This window comes from Cylindrospermopsis raciborskii Cr2010, assembly GCF_003367075.2.
Lineage (GTDB): Bacteria > Cyanobacteriota > Cyanobacteriia > Cyanobacteriales > Nostocaceae > Raphidiopsis > Raphidiopsis raciborskii.
On record NZ_CP065936.1, the window covers coordinates 3035545 to 3061896 of the forward strand.

Here is a 26352-nt window from a genome sequence, read left to right on the forward strand (position 1 = left end):
GAACCTAAGAACAGAAAATGTAGTGCATTAACTGTGAATGTTTCTGTTATGGAAAGAGTACAAAAAATTAAACACCCATTAATTTTTTGGCTTTTAGCTGCAAGCAAAGACCCTTGAGGAAGGGCAAATGGTTCAACAAGTAGCTCTTAGGCTAAATGTGTTTAAGCTAAAGAAATAAATCCCAAAAACTCTATTGACTCTTTGCGTCCACTACCACGGTGGGGTGCTGGTTCCTCGGGTTGATTAGGACTGGGTTTAGAACTGTCTGCAAGCAGTAAACCCCTTCCGGAATTAGAGGTTGACAACCGCGAAGGATTGGTGAACACAGTTTCGTGATGAAAAGCTAAGGAACCGAGTATCATACTTGATACTAAAATTGAAATGGCAGCACGCATAGTAGATGTCTATTTTAGAACTCTCTGGTTAACTTATACTTACCTATCACCCATGAATCCGGACAATTTTGAAGAAATCGATTGACTTAATCTAAATTGAACCACACTCAATCATATTATCTCAATATGTTTTGCAAGAATCCAGCTACCAGAAGAATTTAAACATCCTCTGATGCAAATCTTGCAATTGCGATTGAGAACTTGCAACTGTTGGTTAACAGATGACTCCAAAGTAACAATTTTCCAAGTTAGAAAAGACAATTCCGGGCAATTTGTGATAGTAAACTCGTAATCTTGTTTACCGATTCGATTAAAAATTCCTATCCAACAATCATGGTTTAACTGATTATGTTCATCAATTGATAAACCTGAAAATGATGGAAATTCAACCAATGGATATCCCCCCCCAGAGGTTAAAATGTTACCACTTGGGGGATAGGTTTCCGGATGATTTAAAATGTCAATTTGCCACTTCAACCAGTCCGGATGATTTATGGGTAAATTGAATAGGGGAATAACTGCTATAGGTGAGTGCTTATCAGTTAATAAAGCCATTTGTAGCGTCTTCACTGGTAAATCTCTTGGTTGACAATTCAGCTCACAACAGAGTGCTGCTGCCATACCAGCAGCTTGTCCTATACCCATAACTACAGGTTGAAGTCTAGTTGCACCGTTAGCAATGTGAGACACGGAAATATTTTTCTCACATACCAGTAAACCATCTATGGATTTAGGGATTAAGGAGGAATATGGAATGGTGAAAGGAGTACCGGTCCAACGTCCTCCCCAGAGAAGAGACTTAGGTTGTAGGGGAAACTTTATGCCCGGATAGTGATGATCATTGGCATAGTTACCAATAGCAACCGTATCCTTCATAAGAGGTGCTACGGAACCGTTGGAGAGGGGCAAAAGATCCTGTTCACAGATGGTAGTAACCCCTTGTAAGCGACGACCTTCACGAAAATAGGGGTGAAGAGCAAAAGCTGGAGATACACTAGGAAAAGCTCCTTGGGCCAGACCATAACGCCTACCGAAACTGGTTTGAATGTAACGGGCGAAGTTTTGACTGTGCCAGAAACACTCTTGATAGAACTCATTCCTTGCTTTTGACTCTAACAACCGACTAGTTCCTTGACCGTAGTCATTACCACAAATCGGCCAGTTAATCATAAACCAATTTTGTGGCAAACGTCCATAGTTTAAAAATTTTTCTTTTCCATAGTTTTCCCAAGCTCCTACAAACAAAGCTGGGTCATAATTGGGTGCGGGAGGAATTTCTGGAGCGAGAACCTCCCCAAAATCCTCCATTATTACCACCCAAGTTGGTGCTTGTATGGGGTATGTTTCTGTGAGGGAGTTAAAACTGCTGGGGGCGCTGGGTTCTCCCCATTCAGATTGCAATTCCCAACCCCAACGATAAGGCACTTCTCCCAAAGCTAAAACGTCACCTAATTCCGTGCCATCCAGAATTATTTGGGCATAAATAGTACAATCTGCAAAATTTACACCTACAATCCGATCTCCCTGGCGTAATACTTCTAGGGGAGTTCTGTAAGTAATCCATTGTAGATTAGGTAGTTCTTTTACCCAGTCAGCGAAAATTTCCGCTCCCACCTGGGGTTGATAACTAAAAAAGCTCACCCAGCTGTTATTTAGTCCTCCTGACTGTCGTTTTTGTAACTCCCGGATAAAATCTCCCCACATTCCTGTTTGGAAGGAATTTAATTCATTACCATCGGGTGCACATACACCAGCACTAGTTAACATCCCTCCCAACCAAGAAAACTCACTCACCAGAATGGTTTCACATCCCCTGCGAGCTGCTTGAATAGCAGCAGTGGTTCCCCCAGCTCCTCCACCCACCACTAAAACATCAGTTTTATATATTTTGTCTAAACTCATTAAATTCAAAGTTAATTAAAGTTAGTATAGTGAAACATTGTACTCCACAATTATCTACAGTTATCACAGTGTCCACAACGCCAATTTTCTCTACCTTTGTTAAAGCCAAAGGATTGTAATAAAAACTGCCAACGACAGTTTTTAGTTTTTAAAAATTCAACCATTTGTTGAGCAGCGTTAAACTGTGTTCTGTTCTGATGAATATCCTTATCCAAAATTTGATAATGAAAAGGGTCATTCCAGAGTAGTTTTCCACTGCTATGGAGTAGGGAGAGTGCTGTCGCGCCATGTTGAAATTCTTTAACTACAGACTTAACTTCTCCCTGTAGTGGTAATTTTTTAATTAATTCTTGAGCTTTTTTGTATTGTTGTAATATTTGCTGCTGAAAAAACTGTTGTCTTCTTTGATCTTCTCCATCAAAAAAACCGGTTGGTTCACTGATAAAAGTTAAAACTTCTGCGACCATTCCATCTCTTCCTGCACGTCCAATTTCTTGAACATATTCTGATAATAAATATGGAGCATGAAAATGTATTATCCACCTAACATCAGCTTTATTTATCCCCATGCCAAAAGCACAAGTACACACAACAAATGATTTTTTTCCATGCAACCAACTTTTTTCTATGGCTCGTCTTTCTTCCCCACTTAAACCCCCATGGTAACTAGCTGTATCATAGCCAAGATTGATTAACCATTGAGCCAATTCTTCACTGTCTTTGCGAGTTCTAACATAAATCAATCCTGTTTGATGGGGATGGAGTTGAAGGAACTTTAATAATTGCTGTTTTCTTGCTTTTGGTGTCCAGACAGTTTTGACAGTAGGTTGTAAATTTTGACGATAGGGATTAAGTCGATAAATATCAGGTTGTTGTAATTGCAAAACATCCCTAATAATGTTTTGTGTACTGTGGTCAGCGGTAGCTGTAAAAGCTGCCACACTAATTTTTGTTCCCGGTGGTTTGGTGTTTAATAAAGCTGGACGCACGGCGGCTAAACGACGATAAACAGGTCTAAATGTTTCTCCCCATTGCACCAAACAATGTGCTTCATCTAATATTAAGGATGTAATTCCTATGTCGGGATGGGATATTTTTTCCCACACAGCAGAACTGAGGAGAGTTTCTGGTGATAAGTATAATAATCTCAACTCTTGTTTAGTAATAGATTTTAAAACCTTATAACGTTGACTAGCAGGTAATTCACTGTGCAGCAGATCTGCCTTTTGATTCCTTTGTTTTAGCTCTTCAACTTGATTTTCTATTAATGCGATTAATGGTGAAACTACCAGAGTTAAACCATTGTTTAAGAGGGCTGGAAGTTGGAAACAAATAGATTTTCCCGCCCCCGTAGGCATAATAATTAAAGCATCTTTCTGTGAGAGCAAACTATTGACTATTTCCTCTTGCGGAGGACGAAAATTTTCATAACCCCAAATCTGTTTCAGGTTTTTACGTATTTCTTCTGATGTTATTTTCATAAAAAAGTGCTTATTGTTTTCCTGTAATTATCTTAGAACTATATAGTATTATATCACACTCATTTTACGGAGGAAGAGGTGATTTGTTATGATCTAATGGGATTTGAGTACAAAGTCAATTATGAAAATCTGACTGTTAATTCCCCCAGACTATTGGCTGATTGGTGTTGAGGTTGAGTACATATAAACCGAACCTTCTATAAATAAATTCTCGTACCCTGCAAAATAAATTCTCGTACCCCCATACCAAAAAAATTTTATTTTCTTGACTGGGTAAGGGTTACAAGCTTTGAGTACTATGTTAATGATTTTAATATTTTCAATGACTGGGGCTAAATTTAGTGCTGAAATGGGGACTGATATAAACATTTATAGGATTTACGCAGAGATTCCCCTCTACCCCCCGAATTTACTAGACGTAAGTCTGGTGAACTAGGGGGGACTTCTTAAATCTTGATTCTAAATTTTGCCTTTACAAACCTCGATGTAATTTGATGGATTTGCTAAATAATAACTTTTACCTAGCGAAGCGGAAAATGAAATTAAAAATTCTGAATCTGCTAGTAGTTGGTTTAGTTACTTTTGTAGTACTTTCTCCAGGAATTATCATCTTTAATTTAATTTGGGGAAAGCATATAGAGTTAGTTAGAACACAGAATTTGTCTGAAGAATTTACCAAAATTAATCAGGAGCAAATTAATCAATGTTCTGATCCTTCATTTCTTCAGACTCAGAGTATTAATTATCCCCCATCTCTAGGTGATAGAATAACCGATAAAAGATTATTGCCAGTCCATAATTTTTTAGGTTCATTATATCAAATAGTCCAAAAATACCAAATTATGACTATTTTACAGTGGTTACTCGTCGCTGTACCTATTGGTATTGGTTTGGCAATACTTGTTTACGATAGATATCTGGTTTATCGTAGTGCTGTTTTCAGGGCGCAGGTGGAAATGTTGGAAAGACTTTGGCAACAAAGTATAGAACAATAATATCTTCCGGTCACTTATTCACCATGAACTAAATTACTATGTCAGAAGAACGCCAAAATCAGTATTTTAATTTGATTGATGAGTTATTGAAATGTCCTAATGGTCAAGAACCAGAAGTGCTGGAAGCTCAACCAGAACTAATTGATTCTGGTTTGATACATACAATGCTACAAGTTGCAACCATGTTTGCCCATGAGGGAAATCAAGATGGAGCGCAATTTTTGTTTTTTATAGCACGAGAATTGGCTAAACAGTTGGGTTTATATCCCGATCTTTCATAGGATTGTAAGTCAGGATTTATTATGCTATTGACTGCAACGGAAGCTGGAAAGATAGCCCTGGAGTTCCTATTAGCTGACTGGAACCTAGCAGAGGAATATCGAGATTGGTTTACTATTGTTCACTCCCGCTTAATGGGTGAGTATTGGTACACCGTAGAATTGGGTGTTGAGGGGTTCCCAGATCGATGGTTTATTCATGTTTATGATTCTGGATCCTGTAACCCCAATTATAGTTTTAAATCCCCTATTTCTGGCACTGATGGCTATGTTGATTTGAAATCTTTACCACCGATTATTGCTGATGTTTTGGTAGCTGAAAGGAATTCTCGTTAAGGGACTTGGGGATCTGGGGTAAGGTCAGATATAAATAATATATAAATTGTCAGGTTTAAATAACAAAACTATGTTATGATTATTTTCATAAATAGTGGTGATTAACGCTGATTAACACTGCAAAAATATCCATCAGAAATATCACTCCAATGATTACTGAAGATATCTTAGCTCAAGAATTTGCCAGAATTGTTGACCATTATTATCCCGATTTGGGGGAAATATTGGCAATCTGTCATGTGAAGGTGGTTACTTCTTTTTGGGGAAGACCTCCTAAACGTTTTCAATATGTGGCTATCTATTGTCCTGGGAATGTTATGCCTTTGGTACAATCACAAAGGGCAATTTTGAGAGAGGTGGCAGAAAATATGGGTCTAATTCAAGTTGTTTGCATGAATGCTAAACGATTACTACGAGATCCATTATCTAACCTAAAACACTCGCAACCGCGACTATGGTTGGATCTACACCTAGTATCGGCATAGATCCACCATAATGGAAGACAGGAATGGATTTTCAGACCTGGTCTTCCACCACTTTCTAAACAGGTTGAAAGTTTAGAGAAACACCATTCATACAGTATCTTAGACCTGTGGGTTGGGGTCCATCATTGAAGACGTGTCCCAAATGTCCACCACATTTGCTACAATGAACTTCCGTTCTGGTCATGAATAGGGATCGGTCTACGGTTGTGGAAATAGCTCCTTCTATGGGTTGAAAAAAGCTGGGCCAACCAGTGCCACTATTATACTTGGTGTCAGAAGTAAATAGGGGTTGTCCACAACCAGCACAGACATAAGTACCTGGTTCATAATTCTTGTCTAGGGGACTAGTATGGGAACGTTCTGTCCCATGTTTTCGCAGCACCTGAAACTGCTCCGGTGTCAAAATGGATTTCCATTCCTCGTCCGGTTTGTCAATGATAAATTTTGTATCTTCTGTAGACATAAGTAATTAATTCCCTTTGGTTAACTTTAAATCCAGAATGGATAACTTATCTAGACCTTGAGCATAAGTAAGATTATACTGTAAAGGAGTAATACTAATAAGGTTTTGACGGATGACCTCTACATCCGTGGGAAAGTTTTTAGGTAGGTTTAAACCCGCAGGTGGATCTACTTCTTCTAACACTTCCCCTGTTAACCAGTAATAGGTTTTGCCACGGGGGTCTACCCGTTTATCAAAAACATCAACATAGCGACGCACTCCTTGACGGGTTAAGGTGACACCGGCAATTTCTTCCCAGGGAAGGGGAGGAATGTTCACGTTGAGTAGCATTAAATCCGGTAAGGGTGCTAAATGGTCAACTAGTAGTTGGGCAAATTGAGCAGCTGGTTGGAAATCCTTGTGAGTGTGACTGGTGAGGCTAAACGCTATACTGGGAATACCTTCAATCATACCTTCCATGGCCGCAGAAACGGTTCCTGAGTAAAGGATTTCCGTTCCTAAATTGGCACCCTGATTAATTCCAGAGAGTACTAAATCGGGAGGAGAATCCAATAATGCCCAGAGTGCTAACTTGACACAGTCCGAGGGAGTGCCATCACAAGCCCAAGCTCGTATATTGGCATCAAATACCCCTTCCACAATTTCTGCTCGAATGGGATGATGTAGGGTCAGTCCATGTCCCGTTGCTGAGCGCTCTCGATCTGGACATACTACAGTTACATCGTGACCCGCCCTGGCTAAAGTGTTAGCCAAAGTACGAATGCCCAAAGCAGAAACGCCATCATCGTTACTAACTAGTAATCTCATTTTAGGCATTAAACTCACTATCACAACTTTATCAAAATTTTGAGTCTAAAAGCGGTACCGTTTCTTTCTCACCTTTTCTTGTTCCTGAATCTAGTGCTTCAGGATTTCCAACTGATCACCGAACTAACCGAACTAACAAAATATCTAGGACTCCATAAAGCGTTTTTTTTCTACGCAAAGCGCTTGACATTTGCTGTAGACCAAGTTATACTCAAATAAGGGAGCAGTTTTACAAAAAGTGAGGTTGCTTGTCAAAAGTCAAAAAAATAATGGGCGTTTAGTCTAATCTAATCAAAACAGACTAACTTCTGTAATGATGCAGCAAACATTTTAAGAAAAGTAAATGACTAGTACTTTAGAAAATCAACTTTTAGCTTTACGTGAGGAAGCACAAACGGCGATCGCCCAAACTGAAACTCGGGAACGCCTGGAAGAGCTACGAGTTAATTACTTGGGCAAAAAGGGACAATTAGGAGTGCTTTTACGCAGTATGGGAAATATGAGCGCCGAAGAACGTCCTAAAATCGGTGCGATCGCCAACACGGTTAAAGATAGCATCCAAGAAAGACTGGAGTTGAGAAGGAGGGAGTTAGAAGCTCAAGAGATTGAGAGACAACTAGAGTTAGAGACTTTAGATGTGACTATGCCTGGCACATATCGACCTCAAGGAAAGATACATCCTTTAAATGGTATAATTGACCAAGCTATAGATATATTCATGGGCATGGGTTACACCGTAGCTCAGGGGACTGAAATGGAGACGGACTACTATAACTTTGAAGCTCTGAATACTCCTCCAGATCACCCAGCTCGTGATATGCAGGATACCTTTTATTTACCGGATGGAAATTTATTGAGAACTCATACCTCCTCAGTACAGATTCGCCATATGGAGAAGGAGGAACCACCGGTGAGAATTGTTGCTCCGGGGAGGGTTTATCGTAGAGATGATGTGGATGCTACCCATTCAGCGGTATTTCATCAGATTGAACTTTTAGCAGTAGATGAAGGTTTAACCTTTACAGATTTAAAAGGAACCGTAAAAGTATTTTTACAATCAATGTTTGGAGATCTACCCATAAGATTTAGAGCTAGTTATTTCCCTTTTACAGAGCCTTCGGCGGAAGTGGATTTGGAATGGAATGGTAGATGGTTAGAAGTGATGGGGTGTGGTATGGTTGATCCTAATGTATTGAAATCTGTAGGTTATGATCCAGAAATTTATAGTGGTTTTGCTGCGGGTTTTGGTGTGGAGCGTTTTGCCATGGTTTTACATCAAATTGATGATATCCGCCGTTTATATAACAGTGATTTGAGGTTCTTACGCCAGTTTTAATGGTTATTGAATGGTAAATGGTAAATACAAATAGTACGGAATATGAACACAACATTAAAGGACTTCTTGCCAGCTTGTGAAAATTTAGGAACTTTACGACTAATTGTTACTAGCAGTGCTGCTGTTTTAGAAGCAAGGGGTAAAATAGAAAAGTTATTCTATGCGGAATTAGCTAAGGGGAAATATGCCAATATGCACAATGATGGGTTTGAATTTCATTTGAATATGGATAAAATTGTGGAGGTAAAATTTGAGACAGGGGAAGCAAAAAGGGGTAATTTTAGCACTTATGCCATCAGATTTTTAGATGAGAAGAAAGAAGTGGCGCTGAGTTTATTTTTGCAGTGGGGTAAACCCGGGGAATATGAACCGGGACAGGTAGAAAACTGGTTACAATTAAGGGAACAATATGGTGAAGTTTGGGAACCTTTACCGGTTACGAGTTTATAGCCATGAAATCATGGAATATCCCGCCGATGTTAACACCTATTTTACATGGCTATTCCTTGTTCACGCTTTGAATTCAAACAGTCAAATTATAACCAGATTGCCGTATGTCAATATCTAATCCTACAAACCTGACCGTAGCAGAAGCGAAAAAGATCCTGAACAAGTTTAACTGCTTAGATATAGCACCGGTTCTCAAACCCTTGGAGAAAGCCCTAACTCGGGAAGCAATCATCCTGATGACAAAACGGTCTGACTATCAAATTTTAGGGATTTGTGCTGATAATGTTGAACAGGGAATATTAGCTATGAAAACCTATTCTCACGCTTTTGGTTATCAAGCACCGGATGATTTACCTCATCCAGAAGGTCCAGTGTATATCAAATTAAATGGTAAAAATGGACTGTGCTACTTAGATAGTTATGTGGGACATCATCGTGGAGTCTTAGTTTCCTGTCAGTCCAACTATCCAGGTGGTGTGAATGAAATGTATGGACATTTACCCCTTGATTTATTTTTGGTTTAGGAAATGGGGAATGGGAAATGGGAACAGTTATAAATACTTATACTTAATCGAATTAAAAACTGCCAAACTATATGAGTTTGATTACACTACAATTAGTTAAAAAAGACTTTGGTATTAAAGAGATATTAAAAGAAGCGACCTTTAGTATAGATGGGACTGACAAAGTAGGTTTGATTGGTACTAATGGTTCTGGTAAATCCACATTATTAAAGATGATAGCGGGAATAGAGCCAGTAGATGGGGGGCAAATTCTGACTAATTCTGGTGCAAAGATTATCTATCTACCACAACAGCCAGATATGGATGAAAATTTGACAGTTTTAGAACAGATATTTATGGATAGTGGTGAACATACAAAATTGGTAAAGGAGTATGAAGAACTTTCAGATAAATTAGCCCATTATCCGGAAGATACATTATTAATGTCCAGGTTGTCAGAAGTAATGCAGCGCATGGATGCTACTGGGGCCTGGGAATTAGAAACCAACGCTAAAATTATTCTCACAAAATTGGGGATTGGCGACTTTGAGGTGAAAGTTGGGACCTTATCAGGGGGTTATAGAAAACGTATAGCTTTAGCCACAGCACTATTAGCTCAACCAGATGTTTTACTCATGGATGAACCAACAAACCATCTGGATGCTTTATCTGTAGAATGGCTACAAAGTTATTTAAACCGGTTTCGAGGAGCTTTGCTGCTGATTACTCATGATCGGTATTTTTTGGATAAAGTAACTAATAGAATTATAGAAATTGATAGGGGTGATATTTATACATACTCCGGTAATTATTCCTATTATTTAGAAAAGAAAGCATTAGCAGAAGAATCTGCTGTAAGCAGTCAACGTAAACATCAAGGGATATTACGAAGGGAACTGGAATGGTTGAAAAGGGGACCTAAAGCTAGAAGTACTAAGCAAAAAGCCCGAATTCAACGCGTGGAGTCTATGAGAGAAACTCAATTCAAACAAGCTCAAGGTAAAGTTGACATTTCTACCATTGGTCGGCGGATTGGCAAAAAAGTGATTGAATTGAGTAATATTTACAAATCCTATGACGGAAAAATCCTAATTAATAACTTTAGTTATGAATTTAGTCCGGAAGATAGAATTGGCATTATTGGTGGCAATGGTACTGGTAAATCTACCTTGATGAACATGATAACTGGAAGAACTTCACCAGATGCTGGTAGGGTGGAAGTTGGAAGTACCATTCATATTGCTTACTTTGACCAACATTCGGAAGAGTTAATATCAGCAGTTAATGATAATCAGCGGGTAATTGATTATATCAAAGAAGAGGGAGAATTTATCAAGATTGCTGATGGGACAAAAATTACAGCTTCTCAAATGTTAGAGAGATTTTTATTTCCTGGGAGCCAACAATATGCGCCTATTCATAAACTTTCTGGAGGAGAAAAACGGCGTTTATTTTTATTAAGATTATTAATTAGTGCTCCCAATGTGCTAATTTTAGATGAGCCAACTAATGATTTAGATGTGCAAACCTTATCGGTTTTAGAAGAATATCTGGAAGACTTTGTGGGATCTGTCATCGTAGTTTCCCATGATCGATATTTTTTAGATCGAACAGTGGATACTATCTTTGCTCTAGAAGAGGGTGGTAACTTACGTCAATACCCAGGCAATTATTCAGTCTATTTAGATTACAAAAAATCTGAGGAGTTAACCCAACAAGAAACAATTAATGGCAAGGATAATCGCAAATCCAAAAACCTCACTCAACCAAAACCTGGTGATCAAGAAGTACAGAATAAAAAACGTCGCCGATTATCCAATTGGGAAAAACGGGAATTTGAGCAATTGGAAGCTAAAATCGCCGATTTGGAAGCACAAAGAACTCTAGTGGAAACATCATTACTTGCTGTTACATCAGAAAATTATACCCAAGTACAAAACCTCTATGAACAAATGGAAGCGCTTAAACAAGCTATAGATGTTGCCACTGAGCGATGGCTAGAGTTGGCGGAAATGGATGTTTAGGTAGGTATTTTAATAGGCTTAATAATTTATGTCCCCTTCATCTTGCTCTATACTCGTTACCCAAGGAATACCGTTATTTACTGGTGAACTAATACTAATTCTGGCTTTGTTAGCAAAGCGCCTTAATTTGTCTCCTAAATAGGGAACTCTAGTCATGATGTTTTGGTAACTTTCAATATCGTGACAGATAATCATTAACATTAAAATACCACCATTAACTTTGAAGTACCAATGACAACTGGATAGTAAAAGGCGTACTTTATTTTCACATATTTTTTTTATAAACTGCTATACAAAACTTAATAAAGTTACTGATTGGATCTGATTAAACATTATAAATAATAATTTTCATTTAAGATTATTAGCTAACACCAGCAATAATAGAATTACTTGTAAGCTTATGCCTAGTGGAATAATTATAAAGGTAAGTAGTTGGTTCCATCGTGACAGAATTGTTCGCAATTTGGAAATTTTTCAGGATATTATTGTTATTTCTCTTTGTCTTGGGTTATTTTGTGTCATGTTACTAAGGTTAGGGGATATGTTTATTTCCTTTATTCGTCCCCTTGATTTACGGGAAGTAACATCTGATATTCTGTTTATTTTAATACTTGTAGAGTTATTTCGACTTTTAGTTGACTATCTGCAAGAACATAATATATCTGTAGGTGCAGCGGTAGAAATTACTATTGTTTCAGCTTTAAGAGAAATCATTTTGCGTGGAGTGTTGGAAATTCCTAAAGATCAAATTTTTGCTATCTCCATATTCTTATTGATATTATCAAGTGTTTTTATTGCCATCCCCTGGATATCTAAAATATTAGGGCACGGCTACTCTAGACCAGATCACCATCAAGAAGGTTAATATCAGCTATTTTGGGATTTGTAAACATCCTTGGGGAGGATGTAACTAAAAACCAAGTAGGTTAAATTTATTTGGGATGTTGTTATGCACTGGATTTATATTCGGGTTTGGTTAACGGCCAAACCCTTTCTATTTTATAGCCTTATATTTCCACTAATATGGATATAACCGTACTGTTTCACATATTTCCTTAAACTTCAGTAAACCAAACCTTGTTTTGCAACATAGTTAGCCAGAACGCTTAGGAGATTTTTGATCAGTAAAAGTTAGGCTAGGTAGACGTTCTGGCCGACCTTTCTAATGGTTAGTCTTGAGGTTTTCTATCTTGAGGTTTTGTAAATGTTGCAGCAGAGAGTCAATTTCCGTCTGCAGACCAATAAATTTTTCTTGCTGTTCGTCCTGGTAGTAAGCCTTAGTTAGCTTTTTTACTAGCTCACTGTGAGACTCGCAGGTCGCAACACTGGAAGATAAGGTTGACATTGACATAGTTGTTATCTTTTTTCCTGAACTAAACTCACACCACTAAACATATTATAATAAAGTAATCTTAATCTTTATTAAAACATTATATACTTCTGATTAGATATTCTTATCAGTCAGGTCTTTTGCAATCGACCGATCGTACCTTCTAGGCTATGTGGTCCCTCACATGGTAAAGTGATTAAGACTATTAATTAATCCTCCCATTCCCAATTTCTAGTTAAGAAGTTTAGAATACTGTGACTTTGAGCTTGTCTGTTGCTAAATCTCATCGCCAACCTTGGCCAGGTCTAATAGAAGCCTACCGCGACTACTTACCTGTAAGTGCAAACACTCCAGTGGTAACCCTGCTGGAGGGTAATACACCCTTAATTCCTACACCAGCGATCGCACAGCGCATTGGTAAACAGGTTAAGGTATTTGTTAAATATGATGGTCTCAACCCCACTGGTAGTTTTAAAGATCGGGGAATGACTATGGCTATCACCAAAGCCAAGGAAGCAGGTGCTAAGGCAGTAATTTGTGCTAGTACAGGAAACACCTCTGCTGCTGCGGCTGCCTATGCCCAAAGGGGGGGAATGCGTCCCTTTGTACTGATTCCCGATGGTTATGTGGCTTTGGGCAAGTTAGCACAGGCCCTACTGTATGGTGCCCAGGTGTTAGCTATTCAGGGCAATTTTGATAAAGCTCTGGAAATTGTGCGGGAAATGGCAGATCATTACCCCATCACCTTGGTAAATTCCGTCAATCCCTACCGCCTGGAAGGTCAGAAAACGGGAGCTTTTGAGATAGTTGATGCTTTGGGTAATGCTCCTGATTGGCTATGTATTCCCGTGGGAAATGCTGGTAACATCACAGCATATTGGATGGGTTTTTGTCAATATCACCAAGCAGGAAAATGCGATCGCCTCCCCCAAATGATGGGTTTTCAAGCAGAGGGAGCAGCACCTTTGGTTCAGGGTCATCCGGTGGCAAATCCGGACACCATAGCGACGGCGATTAGGATTGGCAATCCAGCGAGTTGGGAAAAAGCGGTGGTGGCTCAAACTGCTAGTCAGGGTAGTTTTAATGCTGTCACAGATGGGGAAATTTTGGATGCTTATCGTTTGTTAGCTTCTTCGGAGGGGATTTTCTGTGAACCTGCTAGTGCAGCTTCGGTAGCTGGGTTACTCAAGGTCAAGGATCAAGTGCCCACCGGTGCCACAGTGGTTTGTGTCCTCACAGGGAATGGTCTCAAAGACCCAGATACAGCTATTAAACATAGTCATGCCCAGTTTAAACAAGGTATACCAGCTAATTTAAATGCTGTGGCCCAAGCTATGGGTTTTTAATCTATCCTCTCTGTTAATTAGGGGGCCTAAAAGCCTAAATAAATGTTGGCGTTTCCACCTTGGCTTTCCACTCGGTTAAACTATCAATGGCATCCCCCAATGCTGTAGTTAGATTAATTCGGGTTTTTTGATGGTTCTCTTGTTCTAACTTTAATGCTCGTACCAAGCGATCGCGTTCTTGTGTAATGTTCACGAGTTGATTTTTTAAATCCTCCATGGACATAAACGCATTGATTTGCGGATCTATTTGGGTGGTTTCTCCTTCCTGGGAGTAAGTGCTTACATGTTGAAACAATTCAAATTCAGCTTTTAAAGCAGTAATTTGTTGTTGATACATAATTGCATCAGCGCGGCGTTGTTGGGACTCAGTATTATAGAGCTGTCGCCATTTTTCACAAGTTTCCCAGGCTTGATCATGTTCTTTTTGCAGTTGTAACATTTGCTGTTGAAGGTTTTGAATTTCTGATAACCATTTTTGTGTTAAATCTTGGTTCATATTTCTTCCTGGAACTACTAGACAAAAGTGGTACATACCATTAACAATAATCACAGATGACTTTTTTATGCCTTTGGAGACAGCTTTGGAACGCACTTTTATTGCCATTAAGCCTGATGGAGTCCAACGGGGACTTGCGGGAGAAATTATCCGTCGCTTTGAAACCAAGGGTTTTACCCTAGTGGGTTTAAAGTTTATGAAGGTCAGTAAGGAACTGGCTGAACAGCATTATGATGTTCATAAGGAAAGACCTTTTTTTGCCAGCTTGGTTGAGTTTATCACTTCTGGTCCTGTAGTGGCTATGGTTTGGCAAGGTCAAGGTGTGGTCGCATCTGCTAGAAAAATTATCGGTGCTACTAACCCCCTAACCTCAGAACCAGGCACAATTCGCGGTGATTTTGGGATTAACATTGGTCGCAACCTGATCCACGGATCTGATGCGATTGAAACTGCGCAACGAGAAATTTCACTATGGTTTAAGGAAGAGGAGTTGGTCAACTGGACACCTCATCTAGCTCCTTGGTTAGCAGAATAGATTAGGGAGGAATGGGAAAATAGATTTCCTATTCTTCCTGTTCCATTAAACCTGGGTTTTTTCCGTTTCCTCTATTTGTTCTGTTTGTTCTATTTCAACCTCACCAACAATATTCCGCTTAGAGAAACCCCAAACCAAAATTATAGCGATCGCACCGACCATTAACCATTGGGGAGGAACAAAGGCTTCGTTTAGGACTTTTAATAATAGACGTAAACCTACTAATGCTACAGTGATATAACCTGCATCTGCTAGGTTTTCATATTCGCCTAACCAGCGAATAAATAGCTCCGCCATAAATCTTAGTGTAATTACTCCAATAGTTGTACCTATTAAAACTAACCATGTTTCTTGGGAAACCGCTATGGCTGTAGTCACACTATCTAAAGAAAAAGCCAGGTCAGTAAAAGCAATTACAGGTATAGCTTGCCACAAAGATTTAAATCTTGGCCCATGGTGGTGATGATCTGATTTTTCCTGAGATGTAAAATGTTGGAATACCAACCATAACAGATAGAGAGCGCCCAACAATTCAAATTGCCAGAATTGTTGCACCCAGGTAGCTGTCAGTAGTAGACTGATTCTCAGGATGTAAGCTATAATCAGGCCCACATTTAGAGCCCGACGTTCTAGGGTTTTATCTTCCAGTCCCTGGGCAATTACAGCTAAAGCAATAGCATTGTCTGCAGACAACACAGCTTCCAGGAAAACCAGAACTGTTAGCACTATGGGTGCTTCTATACTAATATTAAACTGTAGGTACTGTGATATTTGGTCTAGCATTGCAATTTTCAGTCAGGAGGGATCTAAAATAGCAGCAACTGTGGAATATAGAAAATTTGTCGGTGTTTAGCCGTTTTTTCCAAAGTTATCAACGAGTGTACCATGATTTTAACTAATTTGGGAACTAACGCTTGAAAGCTTACTTAGTAAGTTGACTGATAAATGGGGAGAACGTCAACAATTAATCTACTGGCTAAATCAATTAAATCCAGATTACACAAATCTAGGTAATTACTTAAAATATCCTTCAGTACAGATACTTTTTCCTCCCCTGAATCAACCCCCAAATATGCTGTTAAATCTACTGCTAATTCAAAAAGTGGCCTATCCCGCAAACTATGCCTAATTTTCACCGCGATTTTATCGTTACTTACCAAAAATTCCTTGATCTGATCCAACAACACATTTTCTTGTGCTACCTCTTCATTTTCACCCCACTTCTCTAACCAGTCCCCCTCCACATCTTCTACGTAAAGATGTACATAATTTACTCCATACTCTAACCACTCTTGCTGCATTCTGCGGGCCGCTGTTAAAATCTCAGCCAATTCATCCACTTGAGTAATGCTGTTCATTTCTTTTTGATTAAGCATAAATGCTGTTGTGAGCTGGTAACATTTTAGACAATTTGGGTAACGGACATCAAAAATCTATCATCAGGAAAACTTTAAGTATTTACCCTCAGAAAGATGATCACTGTTATACAGCACCACATTTACTGACTGACGAATAAAGTCATTGTTAGCAGGATCATAGCTTAGAAACAATCCTCTTTCTATTTCCCAAATTTGCAAGGCGTGTTGCCACTTGTCGTATTTTTTCGCATGTAACTCTTTACTGACGCTGGTAATTTGGATACAAAGTGGTTTATGTTGGTGATTACTCACTATTAGGTCTGTAGCCATGGAAAGATCAGCAATATAGCGTTGCCAAACCTGACCCTCCCGACGTTCTATCTCTTGGGCCATTAGTCTAATAATATCATTATCCAACTGATTAAATTCCCCCCCCATAATTTTTTTCTTCCAAATGTAAAATTTGGTATCGCTTGAGTTAATCCACCTAGGGAACAAATAACCATACCAATACCTTTCATTGGCGGTCATCTGCTCAAATTTTGCCTTTTTGGCCCCTGGGTCTGATGTTGATTGAATTACTAGCCAGATTCTTGAGTCTGTAATTACTTCCAGGAGAAATGCCAGCACATAGGGTTTGGCTGTTAGGGAACCGGGACGAATACATTTTACCCAACGATTGACCTCATCTAGTCTTTTGGCTAATTGGGGATCTATCGTCATGGCTATCTGACTTAATGACTTTAGTTGCTCCTTAATATCTTTTGCTTGCAAACTAGGCCCTACTTTTGAGTAATTAACTCTACTAAACTGTTCTCAATCCACCTCATAATATCTGGATATATGGTTCATATTGTTCTTTTGTATTTCCGTTTCCTTCTTGTTAAAGTTTGGTTTAAAAAATTTCCATCTTGACCCAAGTATACTACACTTTAGCCATTCCGCCGTCTCTTAATAATTATTTACACTCTACTGAATGACTTGGCCTACCAATGCAATACTAAGTTTTTTAACAATCAATACTATTTGGCGAGACTTTGTTATATATAGGTCTTGGTAATACCTTGAGAAGCAATTATGTCTCAAATAACTATAGAATCAATCTTACAAGAAAAACGTCTCTTCCATCCCACCAGTAATTTTTCTCAACAGGCTAATATTAAAAGCGTAGAAGAGTATCAACGTCTCTATGATACGGCTAAGGCAAATCCTGAAGAGTTTTGGGCAGGTTTGGCACAAAAAGAGTTACATTGGTTCACTAAATGGGATGCTGTCTTAGATTGGCAACCCCCCTTTGCCAAATGGTTTGTTAATGGCAAGATTAATATATCTTACAACTGTCTTGACCGTCACCTGACAACTTGGCGCAAAAACAAAGCAGCTCTTATTTGGGAAGGTGAACCAGGAGATAGTCGTACCCTCACATACGCCCAACTTCATCGGGAAGTTTGTCAGTTTGCTAATGTCCTCAAACAATTGGGAGTTCAAAAGGGTGATCGGGTAGGTATTTATATGCCTATGATACCAGAGGCAGCTATTGCTATGTTAGCTTGTGCCAGAATTGGTGCACCTCATAGTGTTGTGTTTGGTGGTTTTAGTGCTGAGGCATTGCGCGATCGCCTGAATGATGCACAAGCTAAGGTGGTAGTCACAGCTGATGGAGGTTGGCGGAAGGACACAATTGTAGCTCTCAAGGAACAAGTAGATCTAGCTTTGAGCAATAATTATGTTCCTAGTGTGACAGATGTGTTAGTGGTCAAGCGCACAGAACAGGAAACCCAAATGGAACCGGGACGGGACCACTGGTGGCATGATTTACAAAAAAATGCCTCCGCTGACTGTCCAGCTGAACCCATGGATAGTGAGGATATGTTATTTGTTCTCTACACATCTGGTAGTACGGGGAAACCTAAAGGAGTAGTTCATACTACAGGTGGCTATAACCTATATAGTCATATTACCACCAAGTGGATTTTTGACCTCCAGGACACAGATGTCTATTGGTGTACAGCTGATGTGGGTTGGATTACCGGTCATAGTTATATAGTATATGGACCATTATCCAATGGTGCAACTACAGTTATGTATGAAGGTGCACCTAGATCTTCTAATCCTGGTTGTTTTTGGGATGTGATTGAAAAATATGGAGTGACTATTTTCTATACTGCTCCCACAGCCATCCGAGCATTTATTAAAATGGGAGAACATCATCCAAAAGCCAGAAATCTTTCATCCCTGAGATTATTGGGTACTGTGGGAGAACCCATCAATCCCGAAGCCTGGATGTGGTATTACAGGGTGATTGGTGGTGAACGCTGTCCCATTGTGGACACCTGGTGGCAAACGGAAACTGGTGGTATTATGATTACACCCCTACCCGGAGCCATACCAACCAAACCCGGATCTGCAACCCGTCCTTTCCCAGGTATTATAGCCGACATTGTAGATCTGGAAGGTAATTCCCTCCCCGATAACCAAGGTGGTTATTTGGCAGTGCGTTATCCCTGGCCAGGAATGATGCGAACCGTTTATGGTGATCCAGATCGATTCCGTCGTACCTATTGGGAACACATACCCCCAAAAGAGGGCAACTACACTTATTTTGCCGGTGATGGTGCTAGAAAAGATGAAGATGGCTATTTCTGGGTCATGGGACGGGTGGACGACGTACTTAATGTCTCTGGACACCGTTTAGGGACTATGGAAGTTGAGTCTGCTCTGGTTTCCCATCCTGCTGTTGCTGAAGCTGCTGTGGTTGGTAAACCTGATCAATTAAAAGGTGAAGAAGTTGTGGCTTTTGTCACCCTAGAAGGAACTTACAAAGGGAGTGAAGAATTAAGCAAAGAATTAAAACAACACGTGGTTAAAGAAATAGGAGCGATCGCCCGTCCTGGTGAAATTAGATTTACCGATGCTTTACCAAAAACCAGATCGGGTAAAATCATGCGTCGTTTGCTCAGGAGTTTAGCAGCAGGTCAAGAGGTATCCGGTGACACATCTACTTTGGAGGATCGCAGCGTGTTGGATAAATTGCGGGAAGGAAATTAGGAAGCAGGAGGCATTTTCCCATAGATATGGCATGGATGGCTGGAAATTATAAATCAAAATAGTGCCTAGATTCCTAAAGATTGTGCTAACTATAGATTAGGAATTTCCTGCTCAATATTTATAGAGTCATATTCTATCATGTCCAAATCTTCTCCTCCATCTTTCCCACAAAGCCCAAGTCAAACCCTATGGTGGCTGTTTTTGACTCGTGGTAGCATAGCCTTGGGTGGGTCTGTGCTAATTTTATTAATTGGTGGAATGTGGTGGGTGCGGGGTTTTATCCACAAGGACCTAGTACCCTTAGCACAAAAGGGACTAACCTCAACTTTAAACCGTCCTGTGCAACTAGGAGCAGTGAAAGAATTTTCTCTAACTGGAGTGCGGTTTGCTGCTTCTGGTATTCCCCCAACTCCCACAGATTCCGATAGAATAGCTATCCAAGCAGTAGATGTAAGTTTTAATCCGTGGGATTTGGTAGTTAACCGTCACCTAAAATTAGATGTTACTTTAATTGACCCAGATATTTATATTGAGCAGGATAATCAACAACGCTGGATTACCACCACTATTGCTCCTCCTGAAGAACCAGGAATTATTAAAACTGATTTAAGCAAGATAAGTATTCGCAACGGCAGATTAGTATTGGTACCAAATCAAAGATTGGAGACACCGGGGAGCGACACTAGTTCATCAGTTCCCATTACTCTTGCCAAACTGTATGGTAGGGTTCAGCTGTTAGATAACAATCAAAAATTTAAATTTGACCTAACTGGAAATAATCAAAGTGGTGGTGATATTTCTATAGCGGGAGATATGGAAACTAAACCAACACTTATGGGTAATGTAAATGTAAAAACTAAAGATTTATATATAGCCGATATTAGTCGTTTAATTCCAGCAGATATAAAAGTAAGATCGGGCAAGATTAATAGTGACATAAAAATCCAATTGACACCAGAAGATCCAGTTTTGTTATATGGCAATGCAAATTTAGAAGGGGTAAATTGGCAATTAGGAAAAATACCACAACCTTTTAATAATACCCAGGGGAATATCAAGTTTCAGGGATCGGCAATTGAGATAGATAATTTGGTGGGCAATTATGGCAAAATTCCTGTGGTGGCTAAAGGTTCAATTGACCAAAAACGGGGGTTTAATTTAAGTGGAGTTGTCAATGCTGTGAGCGCTTCCCAAGCTCTAGAAACATTAAAAATTAAGTTACCTGTTCCCGTGGGTGGTGTATTAAAAGCAGATTTACAATTTTTAGGTGATATTTCTCAACCCGTGCTTTTGGGTCAAGTAAGCAATATTAAAAATGCCCAAATTGATCGCCTGGATTTTGAGAAAGTCAGCGGCAAATTTGAACTAACTACCCGCACACCTCAGATAGCTTTCAAAGAGATTCAAGTGGTATCTAGTTTAGGTGGTGAACTGACTGGATCGGGAAAAATTAATCTGGGTCAAATACCGGAAGTAAGCATGAATTTAAGTGCCAAAAATCTAGACGGTGACGCCTTATCTCGAGTTTATAGTCAGAGGAATAATGCTGATTTTCAAATCGGTAAACTATCAGCCACCGCCAATATATCAGGAAAAACTAGCAATCTTCAGACCTGGGTAAAATGGCAAGCTCCACAAGCTACATACCCCCTAACTGGAGAAACAGTTATTAACCCCGATAACAGCATTGATTTTCCTAATATCACCGTCAATATCAATGGCAATATAGTCCGAGCTTATGGAAATTATAATCGTCAAAAGTGGCAGGCGATCGCCCAAGCAAACAATATTAGATTAGCAAATCTTGAAAGCCTATTGAAAACCAAACTAGAAAATAACCTAGACAATATTAATTTAACCGACGCAGAGCTTAATGGTAAGTTAATTGTGTCGGGAACTTCTGACGACTTAAAAATTACTAATATTCAACCAGAGCAGTTAAATATCAATATTGCGGGTGGTAGAATAGGGCTTTCTCGTGTAGAACTAAATAACAATAAATTTACTGCCCACCTGGTCAGCGAGAATCTGCAGGTTGCCAAAATACTTAGGCAATCCCCACCCATTCTTAATTATCCTTTAGGGGGTAAATTAACTATTGTTGGTGACACAGAAAATATAAATCTCAAAACCTTAAATGCTAGTGGACAAGCGAAAGTACAAATCGACAATGGTAGAATTAACCTCCAGGAAATCAGAGTTAGTAATGGCAATTATCAAGCTAAAATAGCAATTGCTAACGTGCCTATACAAAAATTAGCATCCATGCCACCCGAATTAAAGGGAGGATTAGGTGGTCAGTTAAATATTGCTGGATCTCTAGAAAATTTGCAACCAGAAAATATTCAAATAAATGGAGTAGCAGGAATAAATATTGCCGGGGGAAAAATTACCGCTTCTGGAATTAAAATTAGTAAAGGTGCTTACCAAGCCATAGTCAGCGGTTATGGTGTAAAATTAAATCGGATCAATAAACAACTGTCCGGTGAAATTGGTGGAAAATTCCAACTAGCTGGTATTCTAGGGTCAGCTAAATTGGCGGATGTGCGTGCAGCAGGTGAAATAGAATTTAATCAAATTAGGGGAGGGATTAACTCACCCATAGTAGCTGGCATATATTGGAGTGGTCAGCAATTAAATATTGCCCAACTCAAGGGTAATAACTTCCATGCTAAAGGTTATATTTTAGCCAATGCCCAACAATCGGGAATGCCAGAACTTGGCGAGGTGAAAATTAGTTTGCAAGCCCAAGATTATGATTTTCAACAATTGCCATTTCCCGTTCCCTTAAAACTAAGAGGAAAGGCAGATTTTCAAGGTGAAATTACCGGTAAAATTACCACTCCCAATGTGGTAGGTAGGCTAGGTTTAAAAAATTTAGAGGTAGAGAAATTTTCCTTTGAACCATTATTAGATGGCAACATTAACTTAGTTCAAGGTCAAGATTTAACTTTGGATTTATCTGGTAAAACAGATAGATTAGCTGCCAACTTAAAGACTAATGACAATAGGAATAATCCATCGGGTAGGTTTTTATTCAAGTTGCAACAAATGTCAGTTGAGGGAAAATTGGAGGGGGAGAAATTAGCTATTGAAGCTAACAACTTACCCCTGGAAAAGTTAAACTTTAATTTACCAGATAATCCACTTATAGGTAAGGGAAGTATAGCTGGCTTATTGACTGGAAACCTACAGATAAATTACAGGAATTTAGCAAGTAGGGGAAATATTGAGATCATTAAACCCCAACTAGCTAGAATTAAAGGAGACCTGTTTAAGACAGAATTCGATTATAACAATAATAATCAGAGAACTACTATTACAAATGGGGAATTTGTCAGTGGTGAAAGTCGCTATTTATTTGATGGTAGTTTCCAACAAACTCGTCAAGGACCGGAATTACAAAGTAAAATCAGGATCAGTCAAAGCAAAATCCAAAATTTACTCACCCTGGCACAAATCTTTGAACTTCAAGATTTGGGAAGAGGTTTTAGATTGCCAAAATATGGCGTAGCAGCTGATTTAAAAACCAACTCGCCCAGTAAAGTAAATCTATCTTTAGGAGAAAGAATACAAAAACTCGACAAGGTTGATGAAATTATTGCAGCAGAAAATAAAAATCGCTCCGATTCTCAACCTATTCCAGATTTGAAAGATATCAAAGGAACTTTTGGTGGTGATATTGATGTGAACCTAAGTGCAAGAACTGGAATAGCACTAAAATTTAAACTAGCAGGAGAAAACTTTACTTGGGGTAGACCAACCGAACCCGATCGCTTTTATAAAGTGGAAAAAATTCTGGCACAGGGCAATTTGGAGCGAGGGATTTTAAGTTTACAACCCCTGCGGATTCAAGAGAAAAACCAGCTCCTATCCTTTACTGGAAATATAGGTGGTGCAACACAGTCGGGAAAATTAACGGTTAACAATCTTTCCACAAAAATATTAAACAGATTTGTTAAATTGCCAGTGGGAATTGATGGTAATATTAATGTCGATGCTGCGATCGCTGGTAGTTTAGCTAATCCTCAAACTAGAGGAGAATTAACAATTACAGAAGCACAACTTAACCAAAAGCCTATAGAGTCGGCAAATGCAAGTTTTAGTTATACTGATGGCCGTTTAAGGTTCGACAGTAAAATTTTGGCATCTGGTAGGGAACCAGTTGAGATTAATGGGGATATTCCCTATAAACTACCATTTGCATCCGTAGTACCAAATAGCAACATTATCCTAAACATGAAGGTGAAAAATGAGGGTTTAGGACTGTTGAATTTGTTTACGGATCAAGTATCTTTTGAAAATGGTGAAGGTGAAGTAAATTTAGCCATTCGGGGAACTCAAAGAAAACCAATAGTTAAAGGTATTGCTGCTCTAAAAAACGCCACATTTCTAGTGCCAAACTTAGTGGGCAAACTTACGGATGTTTCCGGACAAGCGGACTTCGACTTTGATAGAGTATCGGTGAATAATGTCCAAGGACTATTTAGTAAGGGTAAAATAGAAGTTGCAGGAGAAATTCCCATTTTTACTAGTAAAAATATCCAAATCAATAACCCTTTGAGTGTCAAGCTGGAACAATTATTATTAAATATCAAGGGGTTATACAAAGGTACTGCTAATGGTAATTTAGTAATTACTGGATCTGCATTACAACCACTGATAGGTGGTGATATAGCATTATCAAATGGGCAAGTTTTACTCACAGAATCTCAAACTGCTAATTCATCCCAAACTGAGGATGCAATTGATACTCCACTCTATCAAAATAACCTATTACCTATTCCTACTAAACAGGTAAAACCTATCAATCAAAACAATAGTGGACCTGTCAGATTTCAAAACCTGCAAATTACCTTAGATCAGGGGATGCAAATAGCCAGTCCACCTGTATTCAATTTCCTTTCCAGAGGAAAGTTAAATATCAATGGTGAATTAAATAATCTCATCCCCACAGGAAGTATTAGATTATTTAGAGGAGGAGTAAATTTATTTACCACTCAATTTAATTTGATACGTAACTATGAGCACACCGCCACTTTTAGGGAGTTCAAACCCCGCATTCCTGAATTAGATGTGAAACTTTTTGCCAAGGTATTGGATGGGATCAAGACTACAGATCTAACCAGAGAGATTTCTACAGGATTATCCAAGTTAGAAACTATTCGGATAGAAGCACGGGTTAAGGGTTATGCAGATCAGTTGAATGATAATCTGGAAATGAAAAGTATTCCCTCCCGCTCCCAAACGGAAATTATTACTTTGCTCGGGGGATTAGGAAGTGAATTTGCTGATAACCAATCGCGTGGTGACACCACATTTGGTTTGATTAATATTGCTGGATCTGCTGTGGCAAATTATTTACAAATGGGGTTTAATTTTATTCGGGATGCTATTGGATTAAGCGAGTTACGGGTTTTTCCTACGGTTCTATCTCAGAAACCACAATCTAATAGAACTAATTCCAGTTTCATTAATTCAACTTTAACTAATTCAACGGTGGAATTGGCTTTGGAAGCTGGTATGGATATCTTTGACAAGTTTTCTTTCTCAACTATTAAAATTATTACTACTCAGGATCCTTTACAATGGGGTTTTAACTATAGACTAGACGATAATTTACGCCTTCGTGGGTCTAGTAATTTCACAGATGATACTCGTGGAGTAGTTGAGTTTGAAAGAAGATTTTAACGCTCTCGGGTAATTCCTATCTGTAAATAGGATAACCCTAGAATGATCAGGAATAGGACTAAACCAATAGTACAAGCGTACGTCAACTGTAGATTACTAAATGCTTGCTCATATAAGTAATAAACAATTGTTTTGGAGCTATTGATAGGTCCACCACCAGTCATAATGTAAACTTCTTCAAAAACTTTAGTAGCGGAAATAGCGGAAATAACTGCTACTAGAGCTAAATAGGGACGCATTAGGGGAATAGTAATGTCTATATGTTGACGAATACCTTCAGAACCGTCAATAGCAGCAGCTTCATAAATGTCTTCGGGAATAGATTGTAAACCAGCTAGATAAATAACCATGTAATATCCCAAACCCTTCCAAATAGTCACAACCATAACGCTGGCCAGGGAAATGGGCACAATTCCTAAGATTTTATCTGGACTGGTTAACCAGGGAATCCCATCGGGAAAGATACCCAAGGTTTTGATTAATTGATTTAATAAACCATTTTCTGCATATAACCATTTCCAAGCAATACCAGCAACTACCATGGAAATTACTACGGGTGTGTAATAAGCAGTTCTAAACCAACTCATTCCCCGTAATTTTTGATTCACTAAAATTGCTAAAATTAAGGGTAGAATAACTAGAATTGGTACAACTCCCACCAGGTAAACAATAGTATTAACTAGGGTTAGCCAGAACACAGGATCATACCATAACCGAACAAAGTTGTCAATACCTATAAATTTGGGGGACTCCCCAATATCTTGATAGGTGGTAAAACTCAGGTAAAAAGCTTGCAGTGCAGGTACAAAAACGGTTAAGCTTAGCAAAAACAAAGCAGGTATTAAAAAGAAGTAGGGGGTCAGTTTTTGTTTGATTCTATTCCAGGTTTTGAATGTTAGTTGATTGGTCATGGCTTTGTTACTATTGTTGATCAGGATTTAACTATGTTTAAGTTTCCTATAGGTTTTGTATAGATTTCCGATTCTGAATTAATTGTAGTAAGATTTAATCGCAGTGATGCTGATTAGATGAGGAATAGATTGATTCATTGACATTGATATAGTAATCACTAAAAGAGTTAGCTGCTTAACTT

Annotated in this window: 24 protein-coding genes and 1 pseudogene; 13 read left to right on the forward strand and 12 right to left on the reverse strand. The window is 38.9% G+C overall.

Annotated features, from left to right (window positions below; translation table 11 throughout):
- Positions 1-161: 161 nt before the first annotated feature.
- The 3 genes from patX to C6N34_RS13915 all read right to left on the reverse strand — a co-directional run bounded on the left by patX (position 162) and on the right by C6N34_RS13915 (position 3778).
- Positions 162-395: a heterocyst-inhibiting protein PatX gene (gene patX, locus C6N34_RS13905; RefSeq protein ID WP_006277301.1), complete on the reverse strand. Its 234-nt coding sequence runs from the start codon at positions 393-395 to the stop codon at positions 162-164.
- Positions 396-506: 111 nt separating this feature from the next.
- Complete coding sequence (locus tag C6N34_RS13910; RefSeq protein ID WP_115539188.1) at positions 507-2297, reverse strand: FAD-dependent oxidoreductase; 1791 nt, start codon at positions 2295-2297, stop codon at positions 507-509.
- A 50-nt stretch (positions 2298-2347) separates the two neighbouring features.
- On the reverse strand, positions 2348-3778 hold the full coding sequence (locus tag C6N34_RS13915; protein WP_057178627.1) for a RecQ family ATP-dependent DNA helicase: 1431 nt from the start codon (positions 3776-3778) through the stop codon (positions 2348-2350).
- A 536-nt stretch (positions 3779-4314) separates the two neighbouring features.
- Here C6N34_RS13915 and C6N34_RS13920 point away from each other — a divergent pair.
- From C6N34_RS13920 to C6N34_RS13935, 4 genes are all read left to right on the forward strand, one after another.
- Complete coding sequence (locus C6N34_RS13920; protein ID WP_057178663.1) at positions 4315-4773, forward strand: hypothetical protein; 459 nt, start codon at positions 4315-4317, stop codon at positions 4771-4773.
- A gap of 38 nt (positions 4774-4811) precedes the next feature.
- Positions 4812-5054, forward strand: coding sequence for a hypothetical protein (locus tag C6N34_RS13925; protein WP_006277295.1), 243 nt, complete (start codon positions 4812-4814; stop codon positions 5052-5054).
- 21 nt (positions 5055-5075) lie between these two features.
- Entirely contained in the window at positions 5076-5387 is a 312-nt protein-coding gene (locus C6N34_RS13930) for a hypothetical protein (RefSeq protein WP_006277294.1), read from the forward strand.
- A 149-nt stretch (positions 5388-5536) separates the two neighbouring features.
- Positions 5537-5872: a hypothetical protein gene (locus C6N34_RS13935; RefSeq protein WP_006277293.1), complete on the forward strand. Its 336-nt coding sequence runs from the start codon at positions 5537-5539 to the stop codon at positions 5870-5872.
- A 55-nt stretch (positions 5873-5927) separates the two neighbouring features.
- Here the strand turns inward: C6N34_RS13935 and msrB are convergent, their stop codons facing one another.
- Together msrB and surE are read right to left on the reverse strand one after the other, a co-directional pair.
- Positions 5928-6335: a peptide-methionine (R)-S-oxide reductase MsrB gene (gene msrB, locus C6N34_RS13940; protein ID WP_057178626.1), complete on the reverse strand. Its 408-nt coding sequence runs from the start codon at positions 6333-6335 to the stop codon at positions 5928-5930.
- Positions 6336-6341: 6 nt separating this feature from the next.
- Positions 6342-7142 carry a 5'/3'-nucleotidase SurE gene (gene surE, locus C6N34_RS13945; protein ID WP_040009056.1) on the reverse strand — a complete coding sequence of 267 codons (801 nt, stop codon included), beginning with the start codon at positions 7140-7142 and terminating at the stop codon, positions 6342-6344.
- Between the two features lie 343 nt (positions 7143-7485).
- On the opposite strand from surE, the gene pheS reads away from it, so the two are divergent.
- The 4 genes from pheS to C6N34_RS13965 all read left to right on the forward strand — a co-directional run bounded on the left by pheS (position 7486) and on the right by C6N34_RS13965 (position 11455).
- The gene (gene pheS, locus C6N34_RS13950; RefSeq protein ID WP_006277290.1) at positions 7486-8478 is read left to right on the forward strand and encodes a phenylalanine--tRNA ligase subunit alpha; all 993 of its coding nucleotides are present in this window, start codon (positions 7486-7488) and stop codon (positions 8476-8478) included.
- Between the two features lie 42 nt (positions 8479-8520).
- Complete coding sequence (locus C6N34_RS13955; protein ID WP_057178625.1) at positions 8521-8928, forward strand: ChuX/HutX family heme-like substrate-binding protein; 408 nt, start codon at positions 8521-8523, stop codon at positions 8926-8928.
- Positions 8929-9032: 104 nt separating this feature from the next.
- Positions 9033-9452 (forward strand): DUF1824 family protein, encoded by a 420-nt coding sequence (locus C6N34_RS13960; protein ID WP_006277288.1) that lies wholly within the window; start codon positions 9033-9035, stop codon positions 9450-9452.
- 71 nt (positions 9453-9523) lie between these two features.
- Positions 9524-11455, forward strand: a complete 1932-nt coding sequence (locus C6N34_RS13965; RefSeq protein WP_115539187.1) for an ABC-F family ATP-binding cassette domain-containing protein — start codon at positions 9524-9526, stop codon at positions 11453-11455.
- An 18-nt stretch (positions 11456-11473) separates the two neighbouring features.
- Here the strand turns inward: C6N34_RS13965 and C6N34_RS13970 are convergent.
- Positions 11474-11725: pseudogene (locus tag C6N34_RS13970) on the reverse strand (hypothetical protein); the annotation flags it as partial.
- Positions 11726-11855: 130 nt separating this feature from the next.
- Here C6N34_RS13970 and C6N34_RS13975 point away from each other — a divergent pair.
- The gene (locus C6N34_RS13975) at positions 11856-12320 is read left to right on the forward strand and encodes a phosphate-starvation-inducible PsiE family protein (protein WP_115539186.1); all 465 of its coding nucleotides are present in this window, start codon (positions 11856-11858) and stop codon (positions 12318-12320) included.
- A gap of 297 nt (positions 12321-12617) precedes the next feature.
- Here the strand turns inward: C6N34_RS13975 and C6N34_RS13980 are convergent, their stop codons facing one another.
- Positions 12618-12806: a hypothetical protein gene (locus C6N34_RS13980; protein ID WP_006277283.1), complete on the reverse strand. Its 189-nt coding sequence runs from the start codon at positions 12804-12806 to the stop codon at positions 12618-12620.
- A 233-nt stretch (positions 12807-13039) separates the two neighbouring features.
- Here C6N34_RS13980 and thrC point away from each other — a divergent pair, with 233 nt between their 5' ends.
- Entirely contained in the window at positions 13040-14131 is a 1092-nt protein-coding gene (gene thrC, locus C6N34_RS13985; protein WP_115539185.1) for a threonine synthase, read from the forward strand.
- 34 nt (positions 14132-14165) lie between these two features.
- Here the strand turns inward: thrC and C6N34_RS13990 are convergent, their stop codons facing one another.
- Positions 14166-14627, reverse strand: a complete 462-nt coding sequence (locus C6N34_RS13990) for a hypothetical protein (RefSeq protein WP_057178623.1) — start codon at positions 14625-14627, stop codon at positions 14166-14168.
- A gap of 85 nt (positions 14628-14712) precedes the next feature.
- On the opposite strand from C6N34_RS13990, the gene ndk reads away from it, so the two are divergent.
- Complete coding sequence (gene ndk, locus C6N34_RS13995) at positions 14713-15162, forward strand: nucleoside-diphosphate kinase (RefSeq protein ID WP_040009052.1); 450 nt, start codon at positions 14713-14715, stop codon at positions 15160-15162.
- A 45-nt stretch (positions 15163-15207) separates the two neighbouring features.
- Here ndk and C6N34_RS14000 read toward each other — a convergent pair whose 3' ends face one another.
- From C6N34_RS14000 to C6N34_RS14010, 3 genes are all read right to left on the reverse strand, one after another.
- Complete coding sequence (locus C6N34_RS14000; RefSeq protein ID WP_115539184.1) at positions 15208-15945, reverse strand: TerC family protein; 738 nt, start codon at positions 15943-15945, stop codon at positions 15208-15210.
- 143 nt (positions 15946-16088) lie between these two features.
- Positions 16089-16538: a hypothetical protein gene (locus C6N34_RS14005; protein ID WP_115539183.1), complete on the reverse strand. Its 450-nt coding sequence runs from the start codon at positions 16536-16538 to the stop codon at positions 16089-16091.
- Between the two features lie 63 nt (positions 16539-16601).
- Positions 16602-17294, reverse strand: coding sequence for a hypothetical protein (locus tag C6N34_RS14010; protein WP_057178622.1), 693 nt, complete (start codon positions 17292-17294; stop codon positions 16602-16604).
- Between the two features lie 303 nt (positions 17295-17597).
- On the opposite strand from C6N34_RS14010, the gene acs reads away from it, so the two are divergent.
- Complete coding sequence (gene acs / locus C6N34_RS14015; RefSeq protein WP_057178621.1) at positions 17598-19568, forward strand: acetate--CoA ligase; 1971 nt, start codon at positions 17598-17600, stop codon at positions 19566-19568.
- Positions 19569-19706: 138 nt separating this feature from the next.
- Positions 19707-25259, forward strand: coding sequence for a translocation/assembly module TamB domain-containing protein (locus C6N34_RS14020; RefSeq protein ID WP_236107139.1), 5553 nt, complete (start codon positions 19707-19709; stop codon positions 25257-25259).
- Here C6N34_RS14020 and C6N34_RS14025 read toward each other — a convergent pair.
- Positions 25256-26170, reverse strand: a complete 915-nt coding sequence (locus tag C6N34_RS14025) for a carbohydrate ABC transporter permease (protein ID WP_057178619.1) — start codon at positions 26168-26170, stop codon at positions 25256-25258. The genes C6N34_RS14020 and C6N34_RS14025 overlap by 4 nt on opposite strands.
- Positions 26171-26352: the final 182 nt, after the last annotated feature.